This is a genomic window from Parapedobacter sp. GCM10030251 (assembly GCF_042666505.1).
Taxonomy (GTDB): Bacteria; Bacteroidota; Bacteroidia; order Sphingobacteriales; family Sphingobacteriaceae; genus Parapedobacter.
The window spans coordinates 247,724-272,056 of record NZ_JBHTDN010000005.1 but is presented as its reverse complement, the minus strand read 5'-3'; the positions used below and the strand labels follow the sequence as shown (position 1 = coordinate 272,056).

Genomic DNA, 24,333 nt, shown 5'->3' with positions numbered 1-24,333 from the left:
CGGTTTGATGTATTAAGGGACACCAATTATAAATCTAAGTCGTATCGAATCATATTACCCCGAGAACGAGTCGGGATATTTTTAGCCGTACTTTTTAGACTGAGCTTTAACTATAAGGAACGCTTAGTAGAACGGTTCTTTGACATTTCGATTTTTCCGTGGGCGATTGATCCCCGCGATCCAACGGGTACGTTGATCGCTCCGTGTGAAGATTTTCCCGATGCTCAACTGAACAGTCTACGGAATCCCGGACTGCTTTGTAAAGGCGGCAGGTCAATTAAATCGAAAAGTCAACGGACAACTACAACGTTTATAAACGATAAATTTTTAAGACTTAACACATCACGAGTAACAGTATTATCAAACTAACTTTAAAATCATGTAATTATGCTTAGACATTTACAGCGTAAAGCAAAACCATGGCTGTTTGCTGTTTTTGCTGCCTTTTTCATCGTTTCATTTCCGGCGATATCGGCCGCACAACAAGAAGTGAGCATTCGTGGGAAAGTGAGCGATGAGCAAGGGCCATTGGGTGGCGTAACGGTCAACATCAAACACCGATCTGCTGCCGTATCCACCGATCTGGAGGGTACATTTTTGTTGACGGGCGCACACATTGGGGATACCCTCGTATTTCGCCTAGTTGGCTACATTGACAAGGAGCTGCCCGTGCGTAACACGTCGCCCCTGAATGTCCAGCTAATGCCCGATAACGTCGGGTTGGACGAAGTCGTGGTCGTTGCCTATGGGGTGCAGAAAAAGGTGACGGTCACCGGTGCCATTTCTTCCGTCAGTCCCGACGAGCTACGGGTATCGTCGTCGGCCAGCCTTGCCAATGCGCTCGCCGGCCGTGTTGCCGGCCTCACCTCCATGCAACGCGTGGGTGGCCAGCCCGGGCGCGACGATGCGACCATGTACCTTCGGGGCGCGGCAACGATCAACGGGACCAACCCGCTGATCCTCATCGATGGTGTGCCTCGGGACAACATCCGCACCTTGGATATCAACGAGGTAGAATCGGTATCCGTACTGAAAGACGCATCCGCGACCGCGATCTTCGGGGTGCGCGGCGCAAACGGCGTCCTGATCATCACCACGAAGCGGGGGAAAGTCGGCAAACCTGAACTTTCCGTGAATGTTACCCAAAGTTATTCGAAACTCACCCGTGAACCGGAAATGCCGGGGTCGGTTGAGTACATGAAACTGCGTAACACCGCGTTGGAAAATGACGGATTTGAAGCTCCCTTTACGCCCGCCATTATCGCCAAGTTCGAAAATCCGCTTGCCGGATTGGATCCATCCGCACCCGATTACGAGGAACAGGCCGCCAAAAGGAAATGGATGTATCCCAGTAATGACTGGTACCGGATGCTGACAAAAAAATGGTCGCCGCAGACAACCTTAAATACTAACATGAGCGGAGGGACCGATAAAATCACCTATTTCCTGAATGTCGGCTACCTGCGCCAGGGCGGAAACATGCATACCCTATCGGAGGACATCCTGAAATATGACCCCTCGTTTAAGCTGGATCGTTATTCATTCCGGTCCAATGTAGATTATACGGTGAACAAATGGCTCAAGGCGTTCCTGAATTTAGGCACCTACATTGAGAAAGTAAACATGCCAAATTCTGCCATTATGTACAATGGCGACCGGAACTGGCTGGTACGGGATATGATGTATCAGGCGCAAACCATTTTACCGATGACGCCCGGACCCGTAACCATTCCAGGCTATGGCGTTCCGCCCAATCTTCCGCTAGACCCCACTTACCTGACCAGTGGACACTATGCCGACCGTTCGCCGTTCACGATCATGAACTGGTACGGTTACGACCTGCAGACCCGCTCCAACCTGAATTCCTCCTTTGGACTCGACTTCAATTTGGACGGAATTACGAAAGGGCTTGCCTTAAAAGGGATGATTTCGTACGACGCCATGGGAAGCAATATAGTGCGGGGAAACAGGAATCAGACCGAATACCAAGCCTTTATCAACCCCGAGACGGATGAACTTACCTTCTCCGTGTTCCAGTTGAAACAAGATAACTTTTGGTTAAGTTATGGACAGGAATCAAGATACAACGTCAACATGCAGGGGCAACTCCTGTACAACCGAACGTTTGGAAAACATAACGTAGCGGGTATGCTCCGTGCCGAACGGGATTACTGGGATTCGGGTGGAGCCGACATTCCGTTCAATGTATTCGGTGTTGCGGGACGCGCCACATATGATTACGATACGCGATACCTTGCTGAAGTCAACTTCGGTTATAACGGATCGGAACAGTTCTCCCCCGAAAAACGGTTCGGCTTCTTCCCGTCGGGATCGATCGGCTGGGTAGTCAGCGAAGAACCGTTCCTGAAAGACAATCCCTACCTTACCCTACTGAAGATCAGGACTTCCTACGGAAAGGTCGGCAACGACCAAATGGACAGACTCCGTTTTCTCTATTTGGATGACATTACGGTTGGCGGAGGAGGATTCTCCGGCAGTCTCGCCGCAGGCAGACGGGTCAACGAAGGATTGTTGGGAAATCGGATGCTTACCTGGGAAATCGCCAATAAATATAACTTGGGGATAGATTTTTCCATTATCAAGGACATTACCGGCCAAATCGACATCTTCCGGGAGAACCGCTCGCAAATTCTCCTTCAACGAAAAAGTATCCCGATATGGCAAGGCGTGCCAGTCACTAACATTCCGAAAGTAAACATGGGCGAAGTGTTGAATCAGGGCTATGAAATTGAATTGGGCTACAACAAGCGCGTCAGCGACTACCTGTTTCTCCACTTTCGGGGACAGCTTTCGTATAACCGGAACAGACGCATCAACGTGGACGAGGTACCACGTGACGATACCTATGCCTACAAATACCGCGGAACAGGTTACCCGCTCGGTCAGAGCTGGGGCTATCTCATCGATTGGGACCAGGACGGTGGCTACTGGAACGAAGAAACGCTGGCGGCGGCAGACCGTGTTACCTACGCATTCGGAACCCCTCGCCCCGGCGATTTTGTCTACAAAGACCTGAACGGGGATAATGTGATTGACGACAAAGACCAGGCGCCCATCGGCGTCGGAAACATTCCGCGGTACAGCTATGGCTTTTCATTCTCAGCCGAATGGAAATCATTCGATGCCTATATCTTCTTCCAGGGGTTGAGCAAGTTCAATTCCGGATTTGCCTCGCAAGGCACGTATGAAACGACACTCGACGGGACGTTTTTCCCTTACCACAAAAACGCCTGGACCGAAGAGCGTTGGAGAAATGGCGAAGAGATTACCTATCCGGCGCTTCACTCGGAAGAAGGAGTGAACCACCGGCCAAACTCGTTCTTTGTCTTTGACCGCGATCTCATCCGACTGAAAAACTTTGAAGTCGGTTATACGCTCCCGGCCAATTCACTCCGGTTACTGGGAATCTCCAATATGCGGGTTTTTATGAACGGACAGAATGTGTATACCTGGTCACCCAAATTCAGGCCGACCCACCTCGATCCTGAGAACGACGACTCGATCGGCTACCCACAGACTTCGATCTTTAGCTTTGGCGCCAACATCAAATTCTGACCATACGAATACTGTAATAAAGAAATTGCCATGACTAATCATATCATTAAAATCACGAAAACACTGGCATCGGTTGCGTTTATATTACTCAGTGGATGCTCCAAAGTGTTAGACCAGGCGCCCGACGGGAAAATTGCCCTCGAGGAGGTTTTTCAAGACGATGAAAAAACCGCCGCCTATTTGAATTCCTGTTACGCATACATTCCCGGTGAAGGGAAAGCCTATTTTTTTCATATGCGCGGACCGGTAGACTGGAGCGACGAGTCTTGGGATACGGATGCCGAAGCCGAACCCTGGATTACCTCCGGAAAGCTGTATAGCGGAAATGTCTCGGCCGCCTCACACTTTAATGAGGAATGGGACAACGCCGGCAATGGCAAGTATTGGATACGTATGTGGGAAGGTATCCGTAAGTGCTCGGTATTCCTGGGCAATATCGACGGGGCCAAGGTAAAGAGCGAGACCAACCGCGCGCGATGGAAGGCCGAAGCACATTTGTTGCGGGCCTATTATTACATGGTACTGCTCAAGTTTTTCGGATGCCCCCTCCCGATCGTCAGGGAAGCCCACGGTTACGAAGATGATTTTTCCCAAACCGTTCGCAGCTCCTATTACGATGTGGTGCAATTTATCATCGAAGACTGCAATGCCGCGCTGTCGACTCCGGAATTGCCCTGGCGCATCACTTCCGGTGCCGAGGCGTTCCGACTTACCAAAGCCGTCGCAGAAGGGATTAAGTCGAGAATGTCGCTCTATGCAGCAAGTCCGTTGTACAACGAAGGAAACGACTATTGGGAAGAGGCTTATCAGATTAATAAACAAGTTCTTGAAAATCTGAAAGCCAATGGATACGAATTATACAACAAGGTCAATTTCCCGTCTTGGAGCGACAACCCGGACGTGTTTCTGCCCAACGATGCCGCGAAGCTTTTCAATGAGTATTTCTGCAACAGCATGGCTTACGAAAGCAATCCGACCGACAAGGAAACGATTTATCAAACCAATGCAGGCCAAGACGGTTTCGGCACAGAAGGCGTAGGAGCCCAAGGGGGATACAAGGCCGGCAGCTGTCCGTCGCAGGAAATCGTAGATTGTTTTGAAACCATCGATGGGCAACCGATTCTGAACCTTGCGAAACCATACCAGGATGAAGTTACCCATTTACAACCCAACTTTAATCCTAACAATACGCTCTATGATGAGCAAAACCCGTACGAAAACCGCGATCCCCGATTTTATGCGTCCATCTACTACAACGGCTCAAAACGCAAGTGCTACTGGCCTTTCGACGAAACTATGGAAAGCGCCGAAAATTATCCCGCAGGTAGGGGCTATCGCACGCGGGTGATTGCGACCTGGGAAGGCGAACCCCAGACAGGCAAGCACCCAACCACTCGGAAAGCTACGCGCACCGGCTATTTCCTGCGGAAATTCCTCCATCCAAATACCGGACAGGAAGTCGTGAACGTTGGCATGGCCTATCCGAAAGTAATGAGACTAGGCGAGATTTATCTGAATCTTGCGGAAGCAGCGGCGGAAGCCGGCCACCTGAACGAAGCCTATGAGGCAGTCAACGCCATTCGCCGGCGCGTAAGCATGCGCGACCTGCCGCAGGGGCTTTCCAAAGATGAGCTCCTGCTTCGCATCCGTAATGAGCGCCGGGTGGAACTGGCATTCGAAGCACATCGTTACTTTGATGTCCGTCGCTGGCATAAACCCGAGGAAAATCTGGAGAAAACCGATCGGTGGATTACCGCAGCACGTATTACCCGCAAGGCAGACGGAACGTACACGTATGCCCGGGGGCCGGTGTCACGCGAGCGCTTGAGCTACTCGCAGAAGTTTTTGTGGTTTCCCATACCCCTGGATGATGTGAACATCATGTTAGGTCTGACCGGGGAGAACTGGCAAAACCCGGGGTGGTAATTTGATTGTTAATTCAAACGAGATTCATTTATGAATAATTCAACATATAAAGCTGTATTTCCGATCGTTTCGATGCTTTTGTGGGTGGGACTCCTTCAAGCACAGGTCACCGGGACGGTCCAAGACGAATATGGCGCCATACTGCAAGGGGTAACCGTTGCCTCAGAAAACGGCAAAAACGTTGCCGCGACCGACAAGAACGGTAATTATGAAGTGCGAATAGACGACGGGAGCAAATACGTCGCCTTCACACTGAACGGATACCTGTCGCAAACCCATGAGGTTACCGAAGGGGTACTGAATGTGACCCTGAAACGTGCCGAAACGTATGACCTGGATGAAAATTTGCACTTCGGTAATTATACCCAACGGAAGAAAGAGGTCACCGCTTCAACAGCTATGGTGACGAGTGACGAGTTACGTCGTTCTCCGGTCGGTAACCTCTCCATGTCACTTGCCGGACGCCTACCGGGAGTGTTCACCCGTGAGACCTATTCGGAACCGGCACGAACCAACACGGAACTGTGGGTGAGAGGTTATTCTTCTCCAAACGGCGGGACAGCGATGGTGGTCATCGATGGCTTCCCGTATGATTACAATGCCAATGAGCTTTTCGAATACATCACTGCCAACGAGGTTGAATCCATCAGCGTATTAAAAGATGCATCCGCCCAGGCATTGTACGGGATTCATGGCGCGAATGGTGTGATTGTCATCACAACCAAGCGGGGTGTAAAACAGCCCCTGAAAATAGACGCTGAGATTAACCATACGTTTGAACAAAGGACGACAACCCCACCACATATCAGTTCGGCCGATTTCGTGCGGCTGCGTAATCAGGCAGGTTTTAACGACGGCAACGGGATGTATTCCTATTTCAGCAAAGTTGCTGAAGATGGATTCGTCGCCGATGAAGACCGGGCATACTTTCCCAACAATAACTGGCGGGCAATGAATGCCAGAGACATCACGCATATGAACCGGGTGAACCTGAATCTTACCGGCGGCGGGGACCATGCCGTTTTCTACACCAACGTGAATGTATTGCATCAGGATGGCATGTGGAAGGTAGACCCGACAACCACCGATTATAACCCCAACAACAGTTTTGTATGGGCGAACATCCGCTCAAACGTGGATGTCAACTTAACGAAATACTTCTCGATCGGGGTGAATCTCAGTGGAAATGTCAAGCGGGAAAGAACGCCGGGGGGGCACGCGGTGGAATTGACCTATGGGGGCAGCTGGGACGGGTTTGCGAAGCGCATATGGTATCGGTTTTTCACCTTACCGCCCTATAATTACGGGCCGACCACCCCGTTGGTACAGGATCCCGAAACCGGTGAGGTCACAGGCGGAGAGGTGGTCGTTACGGAAACCGAACCGATTACTTCATGGGCCGTCATCAACCGGCTCGGTTACGATCAGTACACCGTCACCAATATTTACGCACAGTTTGCGCCCAAACTCGACCTGAGCTTCGTGACGCCGGGATTGAGCCTGAGCGGTAACTATGGCTACCAGACCAACGCGGTCAAAGGTCTGTTCGTAAACCGTACCTATGAAGAATGGGTGCGTACCAAAGATTATTCGGAGTTGGAATTTGAAAAGATACGGACACAGGTCAATACCCCTTTGCAGTACCGAAGCAGCACCCAGTTCTATTACAACCTGAACTATAAAGGTGTCTTGAATTATCACCGGCGGTTCAACAATATACACGACGTAAGCGCGCTGGCCTACGGTTTTTACCAACACCTCAATAAAGCCGGCGGCGGATTGCCTTACAAGCGGGTAAACTCCGGCGTAGGTGTGACTTATGGGTTTGACGACCGGTATTTGGTCAAATTGGACCTGGGCTATTCAGGTTCGGAACAATACTCCAGCCAAAACCGCTTCACCGCCTTTCCTGCAATCTCCGCTGGGTGGGTGGCTTCCAACGAGTCGTTTTTAAAAGAAAACCCCATCCTAACCTACTTGAAATTCCGCGGTTCGTGGGGCAAAGCAGGCAACGACCGGGGAATAGGCAGGTACGTATACCTGGACAACGTAACGTTAACCGGTGGCGGGCTTGGATTCCTGGGCGGCCATAACGTGAACGAAGGCCAGGTTGCCAATCCCCTGCTCGATCCCGAAATCATTACCAAAAAGAACCTGGGCATCGATCTCTCCCTGCTGAACAATTTGACGGTATCGGTCGATGTGTATAACGAACGGACGGAAAACGGGGTCACCAGCGCCACATCAAGAACACCGGAATATCAGGGCGTTAATCTGGAAAACTATCCTAGGACAAACATTGGGGTCTTTGAAAACAAAGGGTATGAGATGACGCTCGATTTCACGAGAGATATCAATCGTAACCTGACGCTGTCCTTTGGCGGATGGTTCGCTTACAACAAAAATCGAGTCATTTTCTGGGACGAAAGCGAGCGGGCTGAAGACTTCGCCTACCGCCTCCGTCAAGAAGGATATCCAATCGGGCAGCAATGGGGCTACCGGGTCGATGACCATAACGGCAATGGATATTTCAATAGCCAGGAGGAGATTGACAACAGCGGCCTGATCTATGAAATCGGTACCCCCAGGCCGGGTTACCTGAAATACTATGACCTCAACGCCGACGGTAAGATCAATGACAAAGACAAAGTACCCATGGGACACGGAGCCTTACCTAACTTCTTCTACGCTTTCCACGGCGGATTTAAATACAAAAACTTTGATCTGAATTTTCTTTTCCAGGGAATAGCCGATTATTGGACAATCGACATGTCCAATAGCCGGGTAGAATACAACTTTGAAGGCATGTATTCCGAATGGCATAAAACCGCCTGGACGGCCGAACGCTTTGCCAATGGCGAGGACATCACGTATCCTGCATTGTCCGCTAAGAAGAATTCCAACCATGAAGCCAGCAACTTCTTTCTCGAAGACAAGTCCTATCTCCGGTTAAAAAACCTGGAATTGGGATATACCTTTAAGGCATACAACGGTATAAGACTTTACCTCAGCGGGCAAAACCTGCTGACTTGGGATAAACTGGATCATGACATTTATGGGCCGGAGGGACACTACGATGGGGGTATCGAAGGGATTCCCGTATATCGTTTGTACAACGTGGGATTAAGTATTAAATTCTAAAATTTGATGATCATGAAAAGATACAGTATCTTCTTGATAATTGCATTCGTGGCATGTTTTACTCCTTCCTGCAATAATTTGCTGGAACTCGAATATGACGGGCGTTCCTCGCTCGACGAACTATTCAAAACCAAAAACGGAGTAAGGGGATACCTGAATTCCTGCTACAATTCACGGATCTTTCCCGATATCAACCGTTCGGCACTTACCGACGAAGCACAAAGTTCAGAAAGGGTTTTCCAGGGATCCCTCCCGTCCTTATGGTATGCGGATGCGTTTTCTGCGGCCAATTACGGCAACGTGGACGGTCAGCCATGGAGTGCCATCTACCAATCCATCCGCAAGTGCAATATCTTTCTGAAAAGGATCGAAGGTGTTTCGGCCGAAGAGCTGGCCTCGCTCGAGGACGAGATTTCTTCCTGGAAAGCGCAGGCGCATACGCTCCGGGCGCTTTATTACCTGCAGTTGATCAAACGTTATGGTGCGGTTCCGTTGCTTACCGAATCGTACGAGATTGACCACGATTTCAGCCTAGATGGCCGCTCACCGGTTTCAACCATTGTTTCGCAAATACTGGCGGACTGTGATGCCGCGATGAGCGCACCGGAATCGTCGCTAGGTTTCTCTTGGACGGTGCGTGTCGGAGAAAACTGGATTATGAACCGGGCCGTGGTGCAGGCCATCCGTTCCGAAGCCATACTTTACGCCGCCAGCCCGCTGTTTGCCGATGGCACCTATTCTTGGAATAATGCCGCTGAAATTACCGGCAATGCACTGTCGAATCTTTTGGCAAATGGCTATCAACTCTGGACCGAGGTTCCTGGCGAGGGGGTTGCGCAAAACACCTATGAACTCTATTTCATTACGCAACACGACGAGCAACGCGCCCGCGATAAGGAAACCATTTACGGTGGACCGAAAGTGAATATCTGGGGAAATCACGGTATGCCTTCCACGCCCGGGCAAAGTTCGGCAGGAGCCAGCCCGACACAGGAGCTGGTCGATTGCTATGAAATGCAGGCTACCGGACTGCCCCCCATCACCGGTTATTCCGACCCCCAGCATCTGCAACCTATCATCAACACGGCATCGGGCTATGATCCGGAAAACCCCTATGCGGGAAGGGATCCCCGTTTCTACGCAACCGTTTATTTCAATGGAGCAATACGGGATTTGGGCGCTGCGGGCGGACCCGCGCGGGATGACCACTATCCGCTGGAAATGACCACCTCCGGAAACAATATCTCCGTCACGGAAGAAGACGGTGGTTTTCGCATCGAAACCCTCGGCGGCGATCCGTATGCACCCACCACTACCCTGGGTACCGACATTGACGCTGCTTCGGGCTCGATATTGCTTAAATTCAAGTACAAAAGCAACAAAGAGATCACCAATGCCCAGTTCTTTTTTCAGTCTCCCGGCGCCGCCGGAGGACAGTCAACCCCGGAAAATGTGGTCCTTCACCAATCGGACGAATGGATAGACTTCGAATTGGACCTTACCTCCTACAGAAGCGAGAGCTGGTGGAAATGGGGCGCTGCCGACCACTCTTTGCGGTTCGACGTCGGCGCGGATGCAGGAAGTATCGTTTACGTGAAAGATATGGAAATTAACGTACGGGTCGAAACGACTCCCGCCGACCCCGTTCAAAGCTATGTAGGTGGGAAAGACGCCATCTCTTCTACCGATCGGCGGGCTACCCATACCGGTTACTACCTGAGAAAGTACAACAACTGGAAATCGGGACGTGACAATGACGCCGACGGGGAAATCCGCATGTTCCGTCTGGCCGAAATGTACCTTAACTTCGCGGAAGCCGCTTATCAGTCGACCGGTAACCCGGATGCCGTCATCGACATTGGCAACGGAATGTCCATGAGCGCACGTGACGCGGTCAACGCCATCCGACGGAGGGTGGATATGCCCGACTTACCCGCTGGGCTATCGAAAGAAGAATTCGAGAAACGCTACCGCAACGAACGCCGGGTTGAACTTGCATATGAGGGCCATCGTTATTTTGATGTACGCCGCTGGAAAATTATGGAGAATGTGGAGCGTTACGTCTCGGGAATGCGAATTACGAGCGCGGGCGGTGATTCCTTTACCTACGAACGGATCGGATTCGAGCGCGAATCGTTTAAGGAAAAGCTCTATCTCTACCCCATCCCGCAGGGAGAAATCGATAAAATGCAAAGCCACACCGGTACCAACTGGCAAAATCCGGGTTGGAATTAATCGCATCAAAGGAAATGAGTGTACGAACCCGACATGATTAAAATAATGGTATTCACGCTCGCGCTTACTTTAAGAAGCGCTCCTATTTAATCATCAAAGGTTCGTAGTACTGACAACTGGAAAATAAAAAATAAACAGATGAAACGTATTGTAAAATTAGTGTTCAGCCTACTGTGCGGGATCCTCATACTTAATTCCTGTAGTGAACCTTACGCGGAATCAATCGAGCTGGAAAAGTTCATGTTCCTATCCTTGTCGGGAGCCGCAGACAGCCCAATCGAACAGACCATCAGCCTCGATGATCCGTTTACCTATCCGCTGTCGGTCTCTTACGGTGGCACGACCAATTACAACCAGGGTGAAATCACCGTGAATCTTGTGGTAGACAACACGTTGATAGATCGTTATAATACAGAGAACAATACCAGTTATTTGCCGCTACCCGATGGATCTTGGTCGCTCGACAAAAATTCGATTGCTATTCCAGATGGTAACCGGGTATCCGATGTCGCAACGGTAACCGTTCAGCCATCATTAGTGGACTTTGCACACGATTATCTCCTTCCAGTGACCATTCAATCCGCTACGGGAGAAAAAATTCCGGTCAACGAAGCGTTTAAAACCGTCTACCTCGTCATTAAAGGGGATGTGGAACTGCTTCCACTCGAAAACTTATGGACGGTCCATGGCTCGTCGTCCGTATGGCAGGAAGAGTTCAAGGTGGAAAGCGTGTACGACGGAAACCGGAGTTCCTATTGGCATAGCGCATTAACCGGAATGCCCCAATGGTTCGCGATTAACATGAACGGATACAAGCTCATCGAAGGATTCTCATGGATTAACCGGCAGGATCCCGATCAACAGGCGCTTCCGAAGCACGTAAAATTCGAAACCAGTATGGACGGTACCAACTGGACGGAAGTGCTTGATGTGCCGGAATTACCGGCTTCACGCACCCTGCAGGTGTTGGAATTGCCCCAAAAGGTCGTCGCCAAATACTTTCGGGTAAACGTACTGTCGAATTGGGCAGAAGCGCCGTATACATATGTGGCCGACGTATCCACTTGGGCCGGAGCGAAACCAACCGGCGAGTATGACTGGGAAAAGAGTACCTGGGAAGTGATCGACTATAAATCACAATGGAATGCGGATTGGGCCGTCAGTAAAATTTTTGACGGCGACAAAAGCACGACCTGGCACAGCGAACCTTTCGATGGCAGTAAAAACGGAATGCCGCAATGGTTTGTCGTCGATATGAAAAAGATGAGGCCGGCCATCAAGGGATTCCTGATATGGAACCGACAGGATGACCATGGGATGGAACCCAAGCACGTGATCTTTTCCGTCAGTGAAGATAACACGAACTGGACCCCGATCCTCGACCTCGCGGAAATGTCGAATGACTACTCGAAAGAACTGGATTACAAGACGACAAACCCGCAAGCGGGCCGATACCTGAAAGTAGAAGTCGCGTCTAACTGGGGAGGTGGGGCTTGGACGTACTTCGGCGAAATCACAACGTATTAATCATTGACAGAGGAAGGGTTTGTAGAGGTCAAACCCTTCCCTATAGATCCCGTTTGATTAAATCATTTTCCCATCATGCTAAGCGGCCGATAACCGGCGTATCTGGGCGTGGATTTTTTGACGGTTATGAAAAAAATACAACCTAACATACCCCTCTCACAGATAATACTTTGGGTGTTGGCATTCCTGTATGTTTCCTGCGAAAAGGAGAAGTTAGCACCTAAAATATTTACGGATACCGAACTCGCAAAACTACCCGATAAAACGGTTTTCAAACTCGGGGAGACTCCGGATTTCAGCGGTTTGGAGCTATCCGAAGTCTACACCGACAGTACACGGAAGCCGACCCCCCATTTCAAAACGGAGTGGACCGGGAATGTATTCAAAAAAGGAACATCGGATGTCACCGTCCGGGCGCGCGAACGCGAGGTGACGTTTCAGATCACGTTCAGCGATGAACTGATCGAAACCGGACTTCCCGTTCTTTACATCGAGACAGAAAATGAAAAATCGGTCGATTCGAAAGATGCGTATGTCAACGCCAACCTGACTATCAAAAAAGAAGGGAAAATAATTTCAGAGAACTCCCTGCGAATAAAGGGAAGGGGTAATGCGACATGGACCTATCCAAAGAAACCCTATAAACTGAAACTGGATAAAAAGGCCTCTATTCTGGGAATGGAAGAGGCAAAGGACTGGGTCCTGCTCGCCAACTACTGCGACAAGACGCTGCTTCGTACAAGCATTGCCTTTCAGCTGAGCCGGTTGATGCACTTCCCATGGACACCTGACGATCGATTTGTGGAAGTGGTGCTCAATGGCGAATACCTTGGAAATTACCAGCTCACCGAAGCGATTGAACAGGGAAGTAATCGTATCGATATCCCGAAGGAAGGCTTTATTTTCGAGCGCGATGGATATTATGATCAGGAACCGAAGTACTTTGTTTCGGCATTACGGGGGTACGGTTACTCGTTTAAGAATCCTGACCCGGAAGACGACCTGACCGAAGATCAATGGCACTACATTAAAAATTACATGGACGAGTTCGAGTCCGTGCTTGCCTCGGAAACATTTACCGATCCGGTGAACGGATATCGGCGCTACATCGATGAATTGAGCTTCACCCGGTGGTTTATCTTCCAGAATATTCTCGCCAACATGGATACAAATGTCTACCTGGTTAAACCAGATATGAATGGCTCGAAACTTTCCATGGGACCTGTTTGGGATTTTGAGTGGTCTATCGGAATCGGGTGGTACGATGGGGCAAGACCGAGACCTGCAGACTATTACGTCTGGCAATCAAACGCGTTTTATTACGACCGTATCCTGCAGGATCCTCAATTTCGAGCCAAAGTGAAAGCGTTATGGAACAGCATCGCGGTAACCGACGACATCCTTCAGCACATCGAAGAAACGACCCACCTCATCGCAAAATCACAGGAATTGAATTTCAAGCGATGGGATATCATGAATACGCGCGTGAGTGCCGGAGGAATTCCGATGGGATCGTACGAGAAAGAGGTAGCGTGCGACCGCCAGTTTTTCATCGATCACATGAACTGGTTGGCTGGCGAAATAGCCAACTATTGATCGGATTCTCTGGAACCGACTCTTATCAGTGTAGTTTACATCAATCGATTTATAAAACATGAACACCGACCGAAGGAGATTTTTCAAGACCGCTGGATTGGCGACGGCCGGATTGGCCACAGGACTTCACGCCGACCTATGGGGAATGCGCCCCGAAACTGGCCCCGCACGAACAACGGTTAAGCCTATGTTCACCCGGATAGCTGATTCGGGTACTACAGCGATTCATCATGCGAAACCTATCGACCACGGAGAGGCGCTCGTCAATCCCGGGATGGGATGGGTAACGTATTTCTATTCCAACCTGTATCAAAATTATGGATCCAAGCTTGCACCTTCCGACACCGTCCGTTATTTCCCCGGAATGAACACGGTGTTCCTCCGTCTCCCCTGGGCTTTTATTGAGCCGGAAGAGAACAATTTCGTCTGGGAAATACTTGATACGCCTGCCCAACGGTGGATCGACCAGGGCGGACAGGTAGCGCTTTGCATTACGGCTACCGAGAACTGGATGGAATCAGGGACCCCGCGCTGGGTTTTCGACGCAGGCGCGGAGCATTACGAAGTGGACGGTTATCTGGAACCGAATTATGACGACCCGATTTTCCTTGAAAAGGTGGAGAACTTTGTCCGGATACTTGCGGAAAGGTACGACAACAACCCGCATATTGCGTATGTATTTGTCGGCCATTACGGCATGTGGGGAGAAGGGCATACCGTACTCACTACACCGAAACACGGCCATTCATGGGGATATGAGACGCAGAAACAAATGATCGATCTCTACCGGCGTCATTTTAAAAACACCCTTCTTTGTATTTCTGACGATTACGTGGGACACGACCTCAGGGGCGAGCGGTTCCCGATAACTGACTACGCGTTTTCCCGTGGAGTATCTATCCACGATGACAGCATCCTCGTACAGCCGGAACCCAACCATTGGTACCACAGCGAAATGGCCCAACTGTTCTGGCCTACACTTCCCGTGGTACTGGAACATGAACATTTCGGAGGTTCGGTCGACCGGGGCGCGTGGGACGATGAGCTCCTGCTGCGTGCGGTAGAGGAATATCATGCCTCATTCCTCTCGATCCACTGGTGGCCGGATATATTCTACGAAAAGAACAAAGAACTAATTGCCCGGATAAACCGACGCATCGGGTACCGCCTGCAGGTGCCCGAAATTGCCTGGCCATCCGTCATCAGGAAAGGGGAGCCGTTTATCATCCAGAGTAAATGGGCGAATGCCGGGGTGGCGCCGTGCTATGGCGGCGGCTATCCCTGTTTCACACTCAAGGACGAAAAAGGTGGGATTGTTTCCGTACTGACCGATACTTCGTTTAACGTAAAAAACCTTCCGGTTTCCCCTCCCGACAAAAATGCGGAGCAAGCGTTGTCGTCAACTTTCGTTATCGCCCCTGCTCATCAGGACCGGAAAGGTATTTTCTCTCGTGCCTGCTTGCCCGGCACTTACGATCTGTACGTTTCAGTGGGGGAACGAGATGGCTCTCCCGTATACGAACTTCCCTATCCCGACCATGATGGCAAAAAACGCTATAAGATAGGCACGATGGTCTTACAGGATTAGGAACTTGTTACCCTTTTATAAGTTCGAAAATGGTTATTTCCGGTAAGATGCCTACTCTACCCGGATAGCCGAGAAAACCGAATCCCGTATTCACGTAGAGCTGCTGATGGCCTTCGCGGTATAATCCGGACCATTCCTTGTAGATGTATTGGGCCGGACTCCATTGGATGCTGCCCATACGCACGCCGAATTGCATGCCATGGGTATGACCGGCAAACATGACGTCCACATCGGGTCTGCCGAGCACCTGCGCACGCCAGTGGCTGGGATCGTGTGACAACAATAATTTTACCGGCAGATCATCCGTGCCCTGCAACGCGTCATCCAGCTTTGCAAACTTCGGAAACCGCTTTCCCGCACCCCAGTTTTCTACGCCAATAATGCCAATCTCTTCATTATCTACGGTTAGTTTTCGGTTTTCGTTGAGCAGTAAATCCCAGCCCATTATCCGGTGCGTGTCCTTGAGGTCCTGAAGGTTTTTTGCCTTCGCGGGCGAAGCGTCCGGACCGAAGTGGTAATCTCCGTAGTCGTGGTTACCCAGTGTGGAGTAAACACCCAACGGGGCTTTCACCTTGGCAAATATATCTTGGTATTCACGCATCTCATTAGCCACATTATTGACCAAATCCCCCGTGAAAAAAATAACGTCCGGCTTCTCCGCCAGCAGCATCTCCACGCCTCCGAGAACGGCCCTTCGGTTGTAAAAGCTACCGGAGTGAACATCCGACAACTGGCCGATTTTCATTCCGTGGAACGCCTGGGGAAGATTGGGCAGGTAAAGTTTTTGCCGACGGATGCGGTAATCATAGGCGCCCGAAATAACCCCCCATCCCATGGGGGCGATGGGCAACGAAGCGACGAGAACCCCCGCCTTGGTTAAAAATTCCGACCGGCTAATGCCCTTTTCTGGTCGCTCGGGCAAAGGCGCCGAATCGGCTTTCTCAGCTATTGCTCCCTTGGGAACAAATTGCCTTTTTAACCATACACCCCCCCGCCGGATATCATCCGCCAACAACACCAAAATGAACATAAATTTGCTCACAAAGGTCAGGAAAAAAGCTACCAGGATAATCGCACGGAACATCAACGGGATGCTGAAATAAACGCTTACGAAAACGCCACCAACCAACAACATGCTGTATCCCCACCACACTTTCGGAAAAATCGGAGAAGCCGCCCATTTCAACCGCGTGGACCGCAATGCCTTGTAGATATAAAAATCTATCAAGAGCAGGATAATTGTGTTAAAAATAATCATGAATGCATTCCTCGCTCACCGGGGCTGACATTTTGTCGCCCCAACATTGACTCTAGGTTGACGCAGTCGCCATTTGCTGCAATGCCTTGATCCACAGCGGATGCACATTTAAGCTTTCAACCAATTGCACGTGTTCGCCACCCAGATTCTTAAATTCTGTTGCATATTCTGTGCCAACTTCATAGATAGTTTCCAGGCAATCAGCGACAAAAGCGGGACAAAAAACGAGCAATCGCTTTTTCCCTTTTGCCGCCACCTCCTCGAGTACGTCACTTGTGTACGGCTGTATCCAGGGCGTTTTACCCAAACGGGATTGGAAGCACACGGTGTATCCGTCCCCCGCAAGCTGAAGCTTCTGGGCCAATAGGCGCGTGGTCGCATAACATTGCGCGAGATAACAATACCGGTTATGTGTCGAAATACGCCCCCGGCAACCCGCCTTTTCGCAATCATGGGTTCCGGAAGCCTCTACATCCGTCAACTGCCTTACCGGTAGCCCGTGATAACTGAATAAAACGTGGTCGTACGTGTCCGGCTGGTGTTTCAACGCGTTTTCCACAAAGACTTCAATCATCGCCTCATTTTCATAAAAATCATTGACGAAAGAAATCGCTGGAAAAACATGCCATTTCCGAATCAGTTCCATTACCTTGTCAATCACCGATCCGGTGCTGGCCGAAGCATACTGTGGAAACAATGGGATTACCCGGATACTTTCCAGATTCATCGGCTTGAGCTTGTCTAAAGCCGCGGCAATCGACGGATTCTGGTACCGCATCGCCAGTTCAACGTGATAATCAGTCCCCAACCGCTCCTGTAATAACCGCCGTTGAAGTTCACTGTAGTATAATAGCGGAGAACCTGTTTTTTTATCCCAAATGGCTCGGTATAGCTTGGCGGAGTTAGGTGCCCGAAATGGCGCGATAATTCCCCGAACCAACAAATTTCGACGCAACGCTGGAATATCAATGACCCGGCCATCCGTCAAAAACTCGACTAAATACCGCCTAACATCGGCTACAGAAGGACTATCAGGGGTGCCCAGATTGACTAATAAAATTCCCTTTCTCGGTTTACTCATCAAAGGCAAAGGTACGGATTTATATCCGCGGCTTAATAGCATCTAGGGCATTTTGATGTTCAGATGACGCGAAGGGACACAGCGATCCATCAATAGCTCTCCAATACCGTTTTCACTTGTTCCATCAGCCACATCGGGGTGGAAGTAGCGCCACATACACCTACGGTGTCGTTGGGTTGGAACAGTTCAGGTTTCAATTCAGAAGGATCGGATATAAAGTAGCTGTTGGGGTTGTGTTTCAGGCAGACCTCATACAACACCCGCCCATTGGAAGATTTTTTTCCCGAGACAAATACAACCTTATTGTACCTCCGGGCGAAATCACCGAGGTCTTCATACCGATTCGATACTTGCCTGCAAATCGTGTCATTGGCCTTTACGTCGTATCCCCGGCTGAGCAATTCATCCTTAATCGCATAAAACTTGTCGACACTCTTCGTAGTTTGGCTGTATAACGTAAAGCGATCCGGCAGCTCCATTCCGTCCAACTCAGCAATGTCCTGAAAAACAATCGCATCACCGTTGGTCTGTCCTTGCAGGCCAATGACCTCCGCATGGCCATGCTTGCCATAAATCAAAATTTTTTCCTGTTGGTCAAAGGAGGTCTTTACACGGTTCTGAAGTTTCAGTACAACGGGGCAGGAGGCATCAATCAGTGTGATGTTATTCTCCAAAGCAATGCGATATGTCTCGGGAGCTTCGCCATGGGCGCGGATCAATACTTTTTCGTTTTTTAATTCGGGCAGTTGTTCGTGGTTGATGATGCGTAAGCCTTTTGCCTCCAGTCGCGCGACCTCTTCATCGTTATGTACAATATCGCCAAGGCAATACAGATAGCCCTCTGATTCGAGTATCTCTTCAGCCATATCAATGGCATAGACCACCCCGAAACAAAATCCCGAATCTTTATCGATCGTTACCTGTAACTGATAAGCCATCCTGCCACAAAGGTACGGATAAATAACTATAATGCAATCCATATAACCTGCAACAACGCATGTATGTCACAAACAGAAAAATCGAGCGGCCGCATAGTAAATAAAAGCGTACCGCCCGATTAGGGTGCTAAATGCACCCGTTATTCACCAGCCTGTGGTCCCAAAACCGTTCCTTCTTCCGGTACCGGGAGCGGCTCCACATTCCGCTCCGCACCCGGATATCCGATATTCTGATTAATAACGCCCTTGATGTTCGTATTGATCGCATTGGCGGGTACCGGCCATAATATGTGATGTACACTCACCTTATATTCGGCCCATTTGTGTTTCACCCCTTTATTGTAGAAGTTACTCCGTGCCACGACGCGGTCGTACCAAAAATTAACGCCTTCTTGTTTAACGTTAGCCCCCGTTCCTCCCGGGCCGCTGAGGTTTTGCAGGGTATACGTACGGCCGCCAAAAATCTCACACGGCTTTCCGGTCTTAGCATAGATATAGGAGATTCTAACTAATTCAATATGGCGATTTTCTTCGTAATAAAGTTCCCGGGCCCGTTCATCCAGTATCTCGCCGATATTGACATCACCTGCGGTTAACGGTTCGGCACCCGCTCGCGTACGTACTTCATTCAATGCTTCTGCGGCGAGTGCAAATTGATCTTTCCAATAGTATGACTCCGCTAACAACAAGTATACCTCTGCCGATCGATAGATATACCACGGGGTTTCTCCGCCTTGCCATTGAGTCTGCAGGGGGTCGGGTACAAACAGCTTGTAATGCGGCCAAGAAAACCAGGTCCGTATGGTGTCTTCCACACTCATACTTGCGGGCTTTTCAAAGTTTTTTCCATACCACGGGCTTCCACTGGTCTTCAATCCGGGTGCGTTATACCTCAAATCCTCCATGCGCCTCCAGCTATCCCGGTTGCGAATACCACGCAGATCGTTCGCTTCCTTATCCGCACGCCAAATCTCGTTGGTAAAATACCAGGTTGGCCGCAGACGACCGATACCCCGGCCATAGGACTTATTCAAATCCATTTCAGGATCTGTTTCGCCTGCCGCCGGTGCGATACTTGTACCGGTCTGTCCGTCCGGTGTTTTGATATTTCCACTATTCCAAAAGGGAACGGCATTCCGCATCGTTTGAATACGATCTGACCCCTCCTCTTCGGGATAAGAGACCACATACATCAATCCCTCCGTATTGGACATATCCAATTTTGCTTCTACACTATGCAGGTCGAACATCAAATTGGTGTTCGGTTTCCCTTGATTCGGCGTAAAACGGTTCCTCATCAGTGGATGCTTCCCAACAATCTCTTTGCCAACCGCGATTGCACGATCAAAATCGCCAAGCACCATACAAACCTTCATAAGTAAAACACCACATGCGGCTTTAGAGGTTCTACCGCGATCTACTACTTGGGGCACCCACTGGTACGCAAACTCGAGATCCTTCTTCATCCGTTCCAAAATTCCCCACCTGTCGTATGAATAGAAATCGTATTTAGGTGCTTCGATTTCCCAATCCAGATAGGGTATATCACCGAACTGATGCGTTAGTTTGAAATAACGGTATGCACGATGGAAATAGGCTGATCCTAAAACCGCATTGCGTTCCCCCTCGCTTCCGAATTCAGCATTATCGATACGCGATATGATTGTGTTGGCGTATTTAACTCCTTTATAGCCCTCATACCAGTACCAACCTACCTTTGTGAAATCCGTATGATTCAATTGCGCATCCGGCAGCAATGCCACATCCATGTCCATTTGCGGACCCGCTTTGTCTGTGGTGCCTTCAACTGCGACTTCTGACTGAATAATCTCCGTTAAGATTGGTGCATTATCGCCAAAATATTCATGCCGCATATTCCGCTCTAACGTCGTAAGTGCGGAATACATTCCCTCCGCATTGGACAATGCGATTCCGGGTTCGTAAAATGACAGCGGCTTAGGAGTTAACCAGTCTTTACTGCAGCTGACAACGGTAAAGGCCGTGGTCACAAACACCCAGAGTGTTTTTTTATAGATCTTTCTGCTATTCATCTTTTTGCGTTTTTCAGGTTAAAGCGAAAAATTGATACTCATGTTGTAGGTCCTCGGAGTGGGCATACCTCCCAAATCCGCGTTATCATACGACTCCGGATCGCCGAACGTCCATTGAGGTGCCCAAAAAGCAACGTTACGTACGGTAGCCGATATCCGTAAATTCTGGATATTGATTGACTGAAGAAAGGAAGCCGGCACAGCGTAAGAAAGCGAGACATTATCCAGGCGGATAAACGATCGCGATACGTAATTGGATCCAATGTTCTTGGAACCGATTCGACCATAATCGTTTATCGGATTATCCGGTGTCCACCTTGGTTGTGCATAGTCCGTGGCTCTGTCGGCAAAATTTGCATTATTGGCGGCGCGGTTGTAGGTGTCGTAGTGCCCCCAATTGGAATAGACGAAAAATGAAAAATCAAAATTCCCATAACGGAAATCGTTGCGGAGTGACCACCTGAACCTCGGGGTTGTCCATTGCTGAAAGATGCGGTCTTCGTCAGTCATTACCCCATCCCCGTTTTGATCTTTGTATTTAAAATCGCCCGGTTGCAGTCCATAACGTTCCGCGGCATCCTCTTCGCCGACTTGCCACACGCCAATCCGTTCATAGGACCAAATTCGATCCGGATCCTGGCCGATAAACCAGCGGTTTTTTATATCGTCGGCCTCACGCTGGGCGATTACATTGCCATTAGCATCCAACACATCCACCATATCGCCATAAAGCTTTTTAATTTTCGTCCGATTGAGCATAAAGATGGCAGAGGCGTTCCAATTGAATTTTTCGCGCTCAATAATCCGGCTGTTCAATGCCACCTCAAATCCCTTATTTTCCAATTCACCCAGGTTAGCGGCCACACTGTTGAATCCGATAATTTCCGGAAGTGCGCGGTCTACCAGCAAATCCAACGTGGTAGAGGTATAGAAATCCAGCGCTGCACCGAGCTTATTGTTGAACAACGAGAAATCCAACCCGAGGTTATAGGATGACTTATTTTCCCACCGAAGCCCTAAATTGGCCATACGATTGACGTAGAGCTGGGAGTAAAGGTAGATGTTTCCATTTTGATCGATATAGGGATGCAGGCCGGACGTCATATCAGAGAGTGCCTCGTATTGCCCGATGTCCCGATTACCGTTACGCCCCCACGACAACCGAAGCTTTCCATAATCCAGCCAGCTGGACGTGCCGCCCATGAACTTTTCGTCAGAAAAATTCCACGCGAAAGCCAACGCCGGAAAAGTAGCGCGCGGATTTTGCGCGCCAAATGCCGAATACCCATCGCGGCGCACGGAGGCCGTCAGCATATAGCGGTCATGCAACGAATAAAACAACCGTGCCATCAGGGCATCACCCGTGCGGTAGGTATCGTCACTTTCGTTCAACGGTACCGCCCCGGCCTGCAGGCGATGCCACCCAAGGATATCACTGGGGCTATAGTTTGATGCGGTGGCCTTGGTCCGCCAAAACTGACCCTTTTCAGCATTCTGCAATAGGGTCACCTCGAAATTGTGGATGTCAAACCGCTTGTTCCACCTCAACACATTATCAATTTGCCAATTGTAGGTTTTCTCAAATGTGCGTTCGGAACGACCGCCGCTATTGGCCCACTCCGGATTTTGCGACGATTCGTGATTGTAGTATTCCCGCCATACGTACGAAGGGGTAAAGTTCGACTGAAACTCGATACCGAAAGGCAACGTTATCACACCAAACAGACTTGCATTCAAGGTATTGTATTGATCCACCCGGTCTCTATACAAGTTGTCAAAAAACGGATTCTGGGGCGTTGGATCACCTGTCGGCAGCCTTCGATAGGGACTGGCGGGATCGTCGATGTTATTTGATCCATACGGCGAGATCACCGCCGATTGTGCCCAATTCGCCTCTAAGAAACCTTCATTCCGTGTTGCAAAATTGGCATTGGCACCAACACGGAGGAAAGACGTGATCTTGGACTCCAAGTTTAGTCTGGAACGTAGGTTTTTGAACCGATTACCGACAATGATACCCTCACGGTCCACGTGATTTACTGACCAGTAATAATTGATGTTATCTGTTCTGTTCGATATACTGACCGAATAATCTTGCTGAACCCCTTGTTGGAAAACAAGATCCTGCCAATCGGTTAGGCGATTGGCCATATAGTTATCGATTTCAGGAGTCTTGAGTTCCAACCTCGACAGCCAAGCCCGTGTGAGCTGTTCGTCGGTTACGGATGCTACCGGATCATTTTGGTCGTAGTTGTACCAAGTCAACGGGTCTACTTGACTTAATTTCCGGGGGTCCACGAACATCTCGGGATATTGCTGGTGGTATTCCTCCGTCCGTCTTCCCATTTCATAGTCATACCGATAGGCCAAGAACTCTTCACCGGTCATGACGCGGGGCATTCCTGCGTTTTCCACTAAACCCAGATTTCCGTTAAACGAAATCTTTGGCTTTCCCACCTGACCCTTTTTCGTCGTGATCAATACCACACCATTTGCCGCCTTGGCACCATAAACCGCCGACGCACTGGCATCTTTTAGAATATCGATGGACTGTATGTCATTCGGGTTGATGTCCGATAAGGCACCATCGAATATCACACCGTCCACAACGTGCAAGGGGCTACTGCCGGCTTTCAAAGTCCCCTTGCCACGGATAAGCAGCGAGGCATCTCCTTTTGCTCGGTTACCCTGCCCGATAATCATCCCAGCAGCATTTGCTCGCAATAGGTCTTGTACCGACCGGGGTGCCTGGGTTTCGAGCTTTTCTGCCTGAACGGAAGCAACAGCGCCGGTTAAATCTTTCCGTTTTGCGGTCCCATAACCGATAACGACCACTTCATCGAGGTCTTGGATATCTGCCTGTAAGGTAACATCAATAACCGTACGCTGTTCTACTTGAATTTCCTGCGTACTATATCCCGTAGATGAAAAAACTAGCGTATTTCCTCCCTCAGGCAATGCGAGGCTAAAAGCCCCTTGGGCATCTGTTTGCGTGCCCGTCCCCGTGCCCTTTACTACGACCGTTACGCCTTCCAGGACAAATCCGGCATCGTTCTTTACGGTTCCCGAGACAACACGTTGAAAAAGATGATTTTTAATTAAAGAAAATTTACGATCGTGCGCTTCTAAATGCGGTACCCCAAAAAGCGGTAATATCACTAAAAAGAATCTAGTTAACTGCGTTTTCATTGGTTTGTTTTTTGGTTAAAATTTAGACGAAATCAATGGCGACTGACTTAAATAATCGCCTCTTCATAAAATCCAGCGGTACCTAGGTTGGATACCTAACGGGACCACCAATCGTATTCCGGTTGAAGAATCCGTAAATGTGTGTCATGAAAAACCTCCTTGCTTAGTTATGTATTAATTGGTCATTTTTATCGTCGGACGGCCGTTTTGGAATTTGCATGCGCAAG

At 49.6% G+C, this 24,333-nt stretch carries 12 protein-coding genes; 7 read left to right on the top strand and 5 right to left on the bottom strand.

Translation table 11 applies throughout. The features are described 5' to 3' along the window. Window positions 1-387: 387 nt before the first annotated feature. From ACFQRK_RS16090 to ACFQRK_RS16060, 7 genes are all read left to right on the top strand, one after another. Entirely contained in the window at window positions 388-3,576 is a 3,189-nt protein-coding gene (locus tag ACFQRK_RS16090; RefSeq protein ID WP_379008549.1) for a SusC/RagA family TonB-linked outer membrane protein, read from the top strand. 30 nt (window positions 3,577-3,606) lie between these two features. Then, on the top strand, window positions 3,607-5,502 hold the full coding sequence (locus ACFQRK_RS16085) for a RagB/SusD family nutrient uptake outer membrane protein (RefSeq protein ID WP_379008547.1): 1,896 nt from the start codon (window positions 3,607-3,609) through the stop codon (window positions 5,500-5,502). Window positions 5,503-5,532: 30 nt separating this feature from the next. Beyond that, entirely contained in the window at window positions 5,533-8,643 is a 3,111-nt protein-coding gene (locus tag ACFQRK_RS16080; protein ID WP_379008546.1) for a SusC/RagA family TonB-linked outer membrane protein, read from the top strand. A 12-nt stretch (window positions 8,644-8,655) separates the two neighbouring features. Next, window positions 8,656-10,878 carry a RagB/SusD family nutrient uptake outer membrane protein gene (locus tag ACFQRK_RS16075; RefSeq protein ID WP_379008544.1) on the top strand — a complete coding sequence of 741 codons (2,223 nt, stop codon included), beginning with the start codon at window positions 8,656-8,658 and terminating at the stop codon, window positions 10,876-10,878. A gap of 138 nt (window positions 10,879-11,016) precedes the next feature. After that, on the top strand, window positions 11,017-12,405 hold the full coding sequence (locus ACFQRK_RS16070; RefSeq protein WP_379008542.1) for a discoidin domain-containing protein: 1,389 nt from the start codon (window positions 11,017-11,019) through the stop codon (window positions 12,403-12,405). 126 nt (window positions 12,406-12,531) lie between these two features. Then, window positions 12,532-14,001 carry a CotH kinase family protein gene (locus ACFQRK_RS16065; RefSeq protein ID WP_379008540.1) on the top strand — a complete coding sequence of 490 codons (1,470 nt, stop codon included), beginning with the start codon at window positions 12,532-12,534 and terminating at the stop codon, window positions 13,999-14,001. A 58-nt stretch (window positions 14,002-14,059) separates the two neighbouring features. Then, window positions 14,060-15,589 carry a beta-galactosidase gene (locus ACFQRK_RS16060; RefSeq protein WP_379008538.1) on the top strand — a complete coding sequence of 510 codons (1,530 nt, stop codon included), beginning with the start codon at window positions 14,060-14,062 and terminating at the stop codon, window positions 15,587-15,589. A gap of 7 nt (window positions 15,590-15,596) precedes the next feature. Here the strand turns inward: ACFQRK_RS16060 and ACFQRK_RS16055 are convergent, their stop codons facing one another. The 5 genes from ACFQRK_RS16055 to ACFQRK_RS16035 all read right to left on the bottom strand — a co-directional run bounded on the left by ACFQRK_RS16055 (window position 15,597) and on the right by ACFQRK_RS16035 (window position 24,106). Further along, a complete protein-coding gene (locus ACFQRK_RS16055) occupies window positions 15,597-16,847 on the bottom strand; it encodes a metallophosphoesterase (RefSeq protein ID WP_379008537.1) in 1,251 nt (416 codons plus the stop codon). 52 nt (window positions 16,848-16,899) lie between these two features. After that, window positions 16,900-17,928 carry a ferrochelatase gene (hemH, locus tag ACFQRK_RS16050; protein ID WP_379008536.1) on the bottom strand — a complete coding sequence of 343 codons (1,029 nt, stop codon included), beginning with the start codon at window positions 17,926-17,928 and terminating at the stop codon, window positions 16,900-16,902. Window positions 17,929-18,017: 89 nt separating this feature from the next. Further along, window positions 18,018-18,866: a 4-hydroxy-3-methylbut-2-enyl diphosphate reductase gene (locus tag ACFQRK_RS16045; RefSeq protein ID WP_379008640.1), complete on the bottom strand. Its 849-nt coding sequence runs from the start codon at window positions 18,864-18,866 to the stop codon at window positions 18,018-18,020. A 140-nt stretch (window positions 18,867-19,006) separates the two neighbouring features. After that, complete coding sequence (locus ACFQRK_RS16040; protein WP_379008534.1) at window positions 19,007-20,917, bottom strand: RagB/SusD family nutrient uptake outer membrane protein; 1,911 nt, start codon at window positions 20,915-20,917, stop codon at window positions 19,007-19,009. 18 nt (window positions 20,918-20,935) lie between these two features. Next, window positions 20,936-24,106, bottom strand: a complete 3,171-nt coding sequence (locus ACFQRK_RS16035; protein ID WP_379008532.1) for a SusC/RagA family TonB-linked outer membrane protein — start codon at window positions 24,104-24,106, stop codon at window positions 20,936-20,938. Window positions 24,107-24,333 lie beyond the last annotated feature (227 nt).

Coding starts and splice junctions, on each gene's coding strand:
- ACFQRK_RS16080 (WP_379008546.1), top strand. CDS start 5,533: ATGAATAATTCAACATATAAAGCTGTATTTCCGATCGTTTCGATGCTT.
- ACFQRK_RS16035 (WP_379008532.1), bottom strand. CDS start 24,106: ATGAAAACGCAGTTAACTAGATTCTTTTTAGTGATATTACCGCTTTTT.
- ACFQRK_RS16070 (WP_379008542.1), top strand. CDS start 11,017: ATGAAACGTATTGTAAAATTAGTGTTCAGCCTACTGTGCGGGATCCTC.
- ACFQRK_RS16055 (WP_379008537.1), bottom strand. CDS start 16,847: ATGATTATTTTTAACACAATTATCCTGCTCTTGATAGATTTTTATATC.
- ACFQRK_RS16065 (WP_379008540.1), top strand. CDS start 12,532: ATGAAAAAAATACAACCTAACATACCCCTCTCACAGATAATACTTTGG.
- ACFQRK_RS16075 (WP_379008544.1), top strand. CDS start 8,656: ATGAAAAGATACAGTATCTTCTTGATAATTGCATTCGTGGCATGTTTT.
- ACFQRK_RS16040 (WP_379008534.1), bottom strand. CDS start 20,917: ATGAATAGCAGAAAGATCTATAAAAAAACACTCTGGGTGTTTGTGACC.
- ACFQRK_RS16090 (WP_379008549.1), top strand. CDS start 388: ATGCTTAGACATTTACAGCGTAAAGCAAAACCATGGCTGTTTGCTGTT.
- ACFQRK_RS16085 (WP_379008547.1), top strand. CDS start 3,607: ATGACTAATCATATCATTAAAATCACGAAAACACTGGCATCGGTTGCG.
- ACFQRK_RS16045 (WP_379008640.1), bottom strand. CDS start 18,866: ATGGCTTATCAGTTACAGGTAACGATCGATAAAGATTCGGGATTTTGT.
- ACFQRK_RS16060 (WP_379008538.1), top strand. CDS start 14,060: ATGAACACCGACCGAAGGAGATTTTTCAAGACCGCTGGATTGGCGACG.
- hemH (WP_379008536.1), bottom strand. CDS start 17,928: ATGAGTAAACCGAGAAAGGGAATTTTATTAGTCAATCTGGGCACCCCT.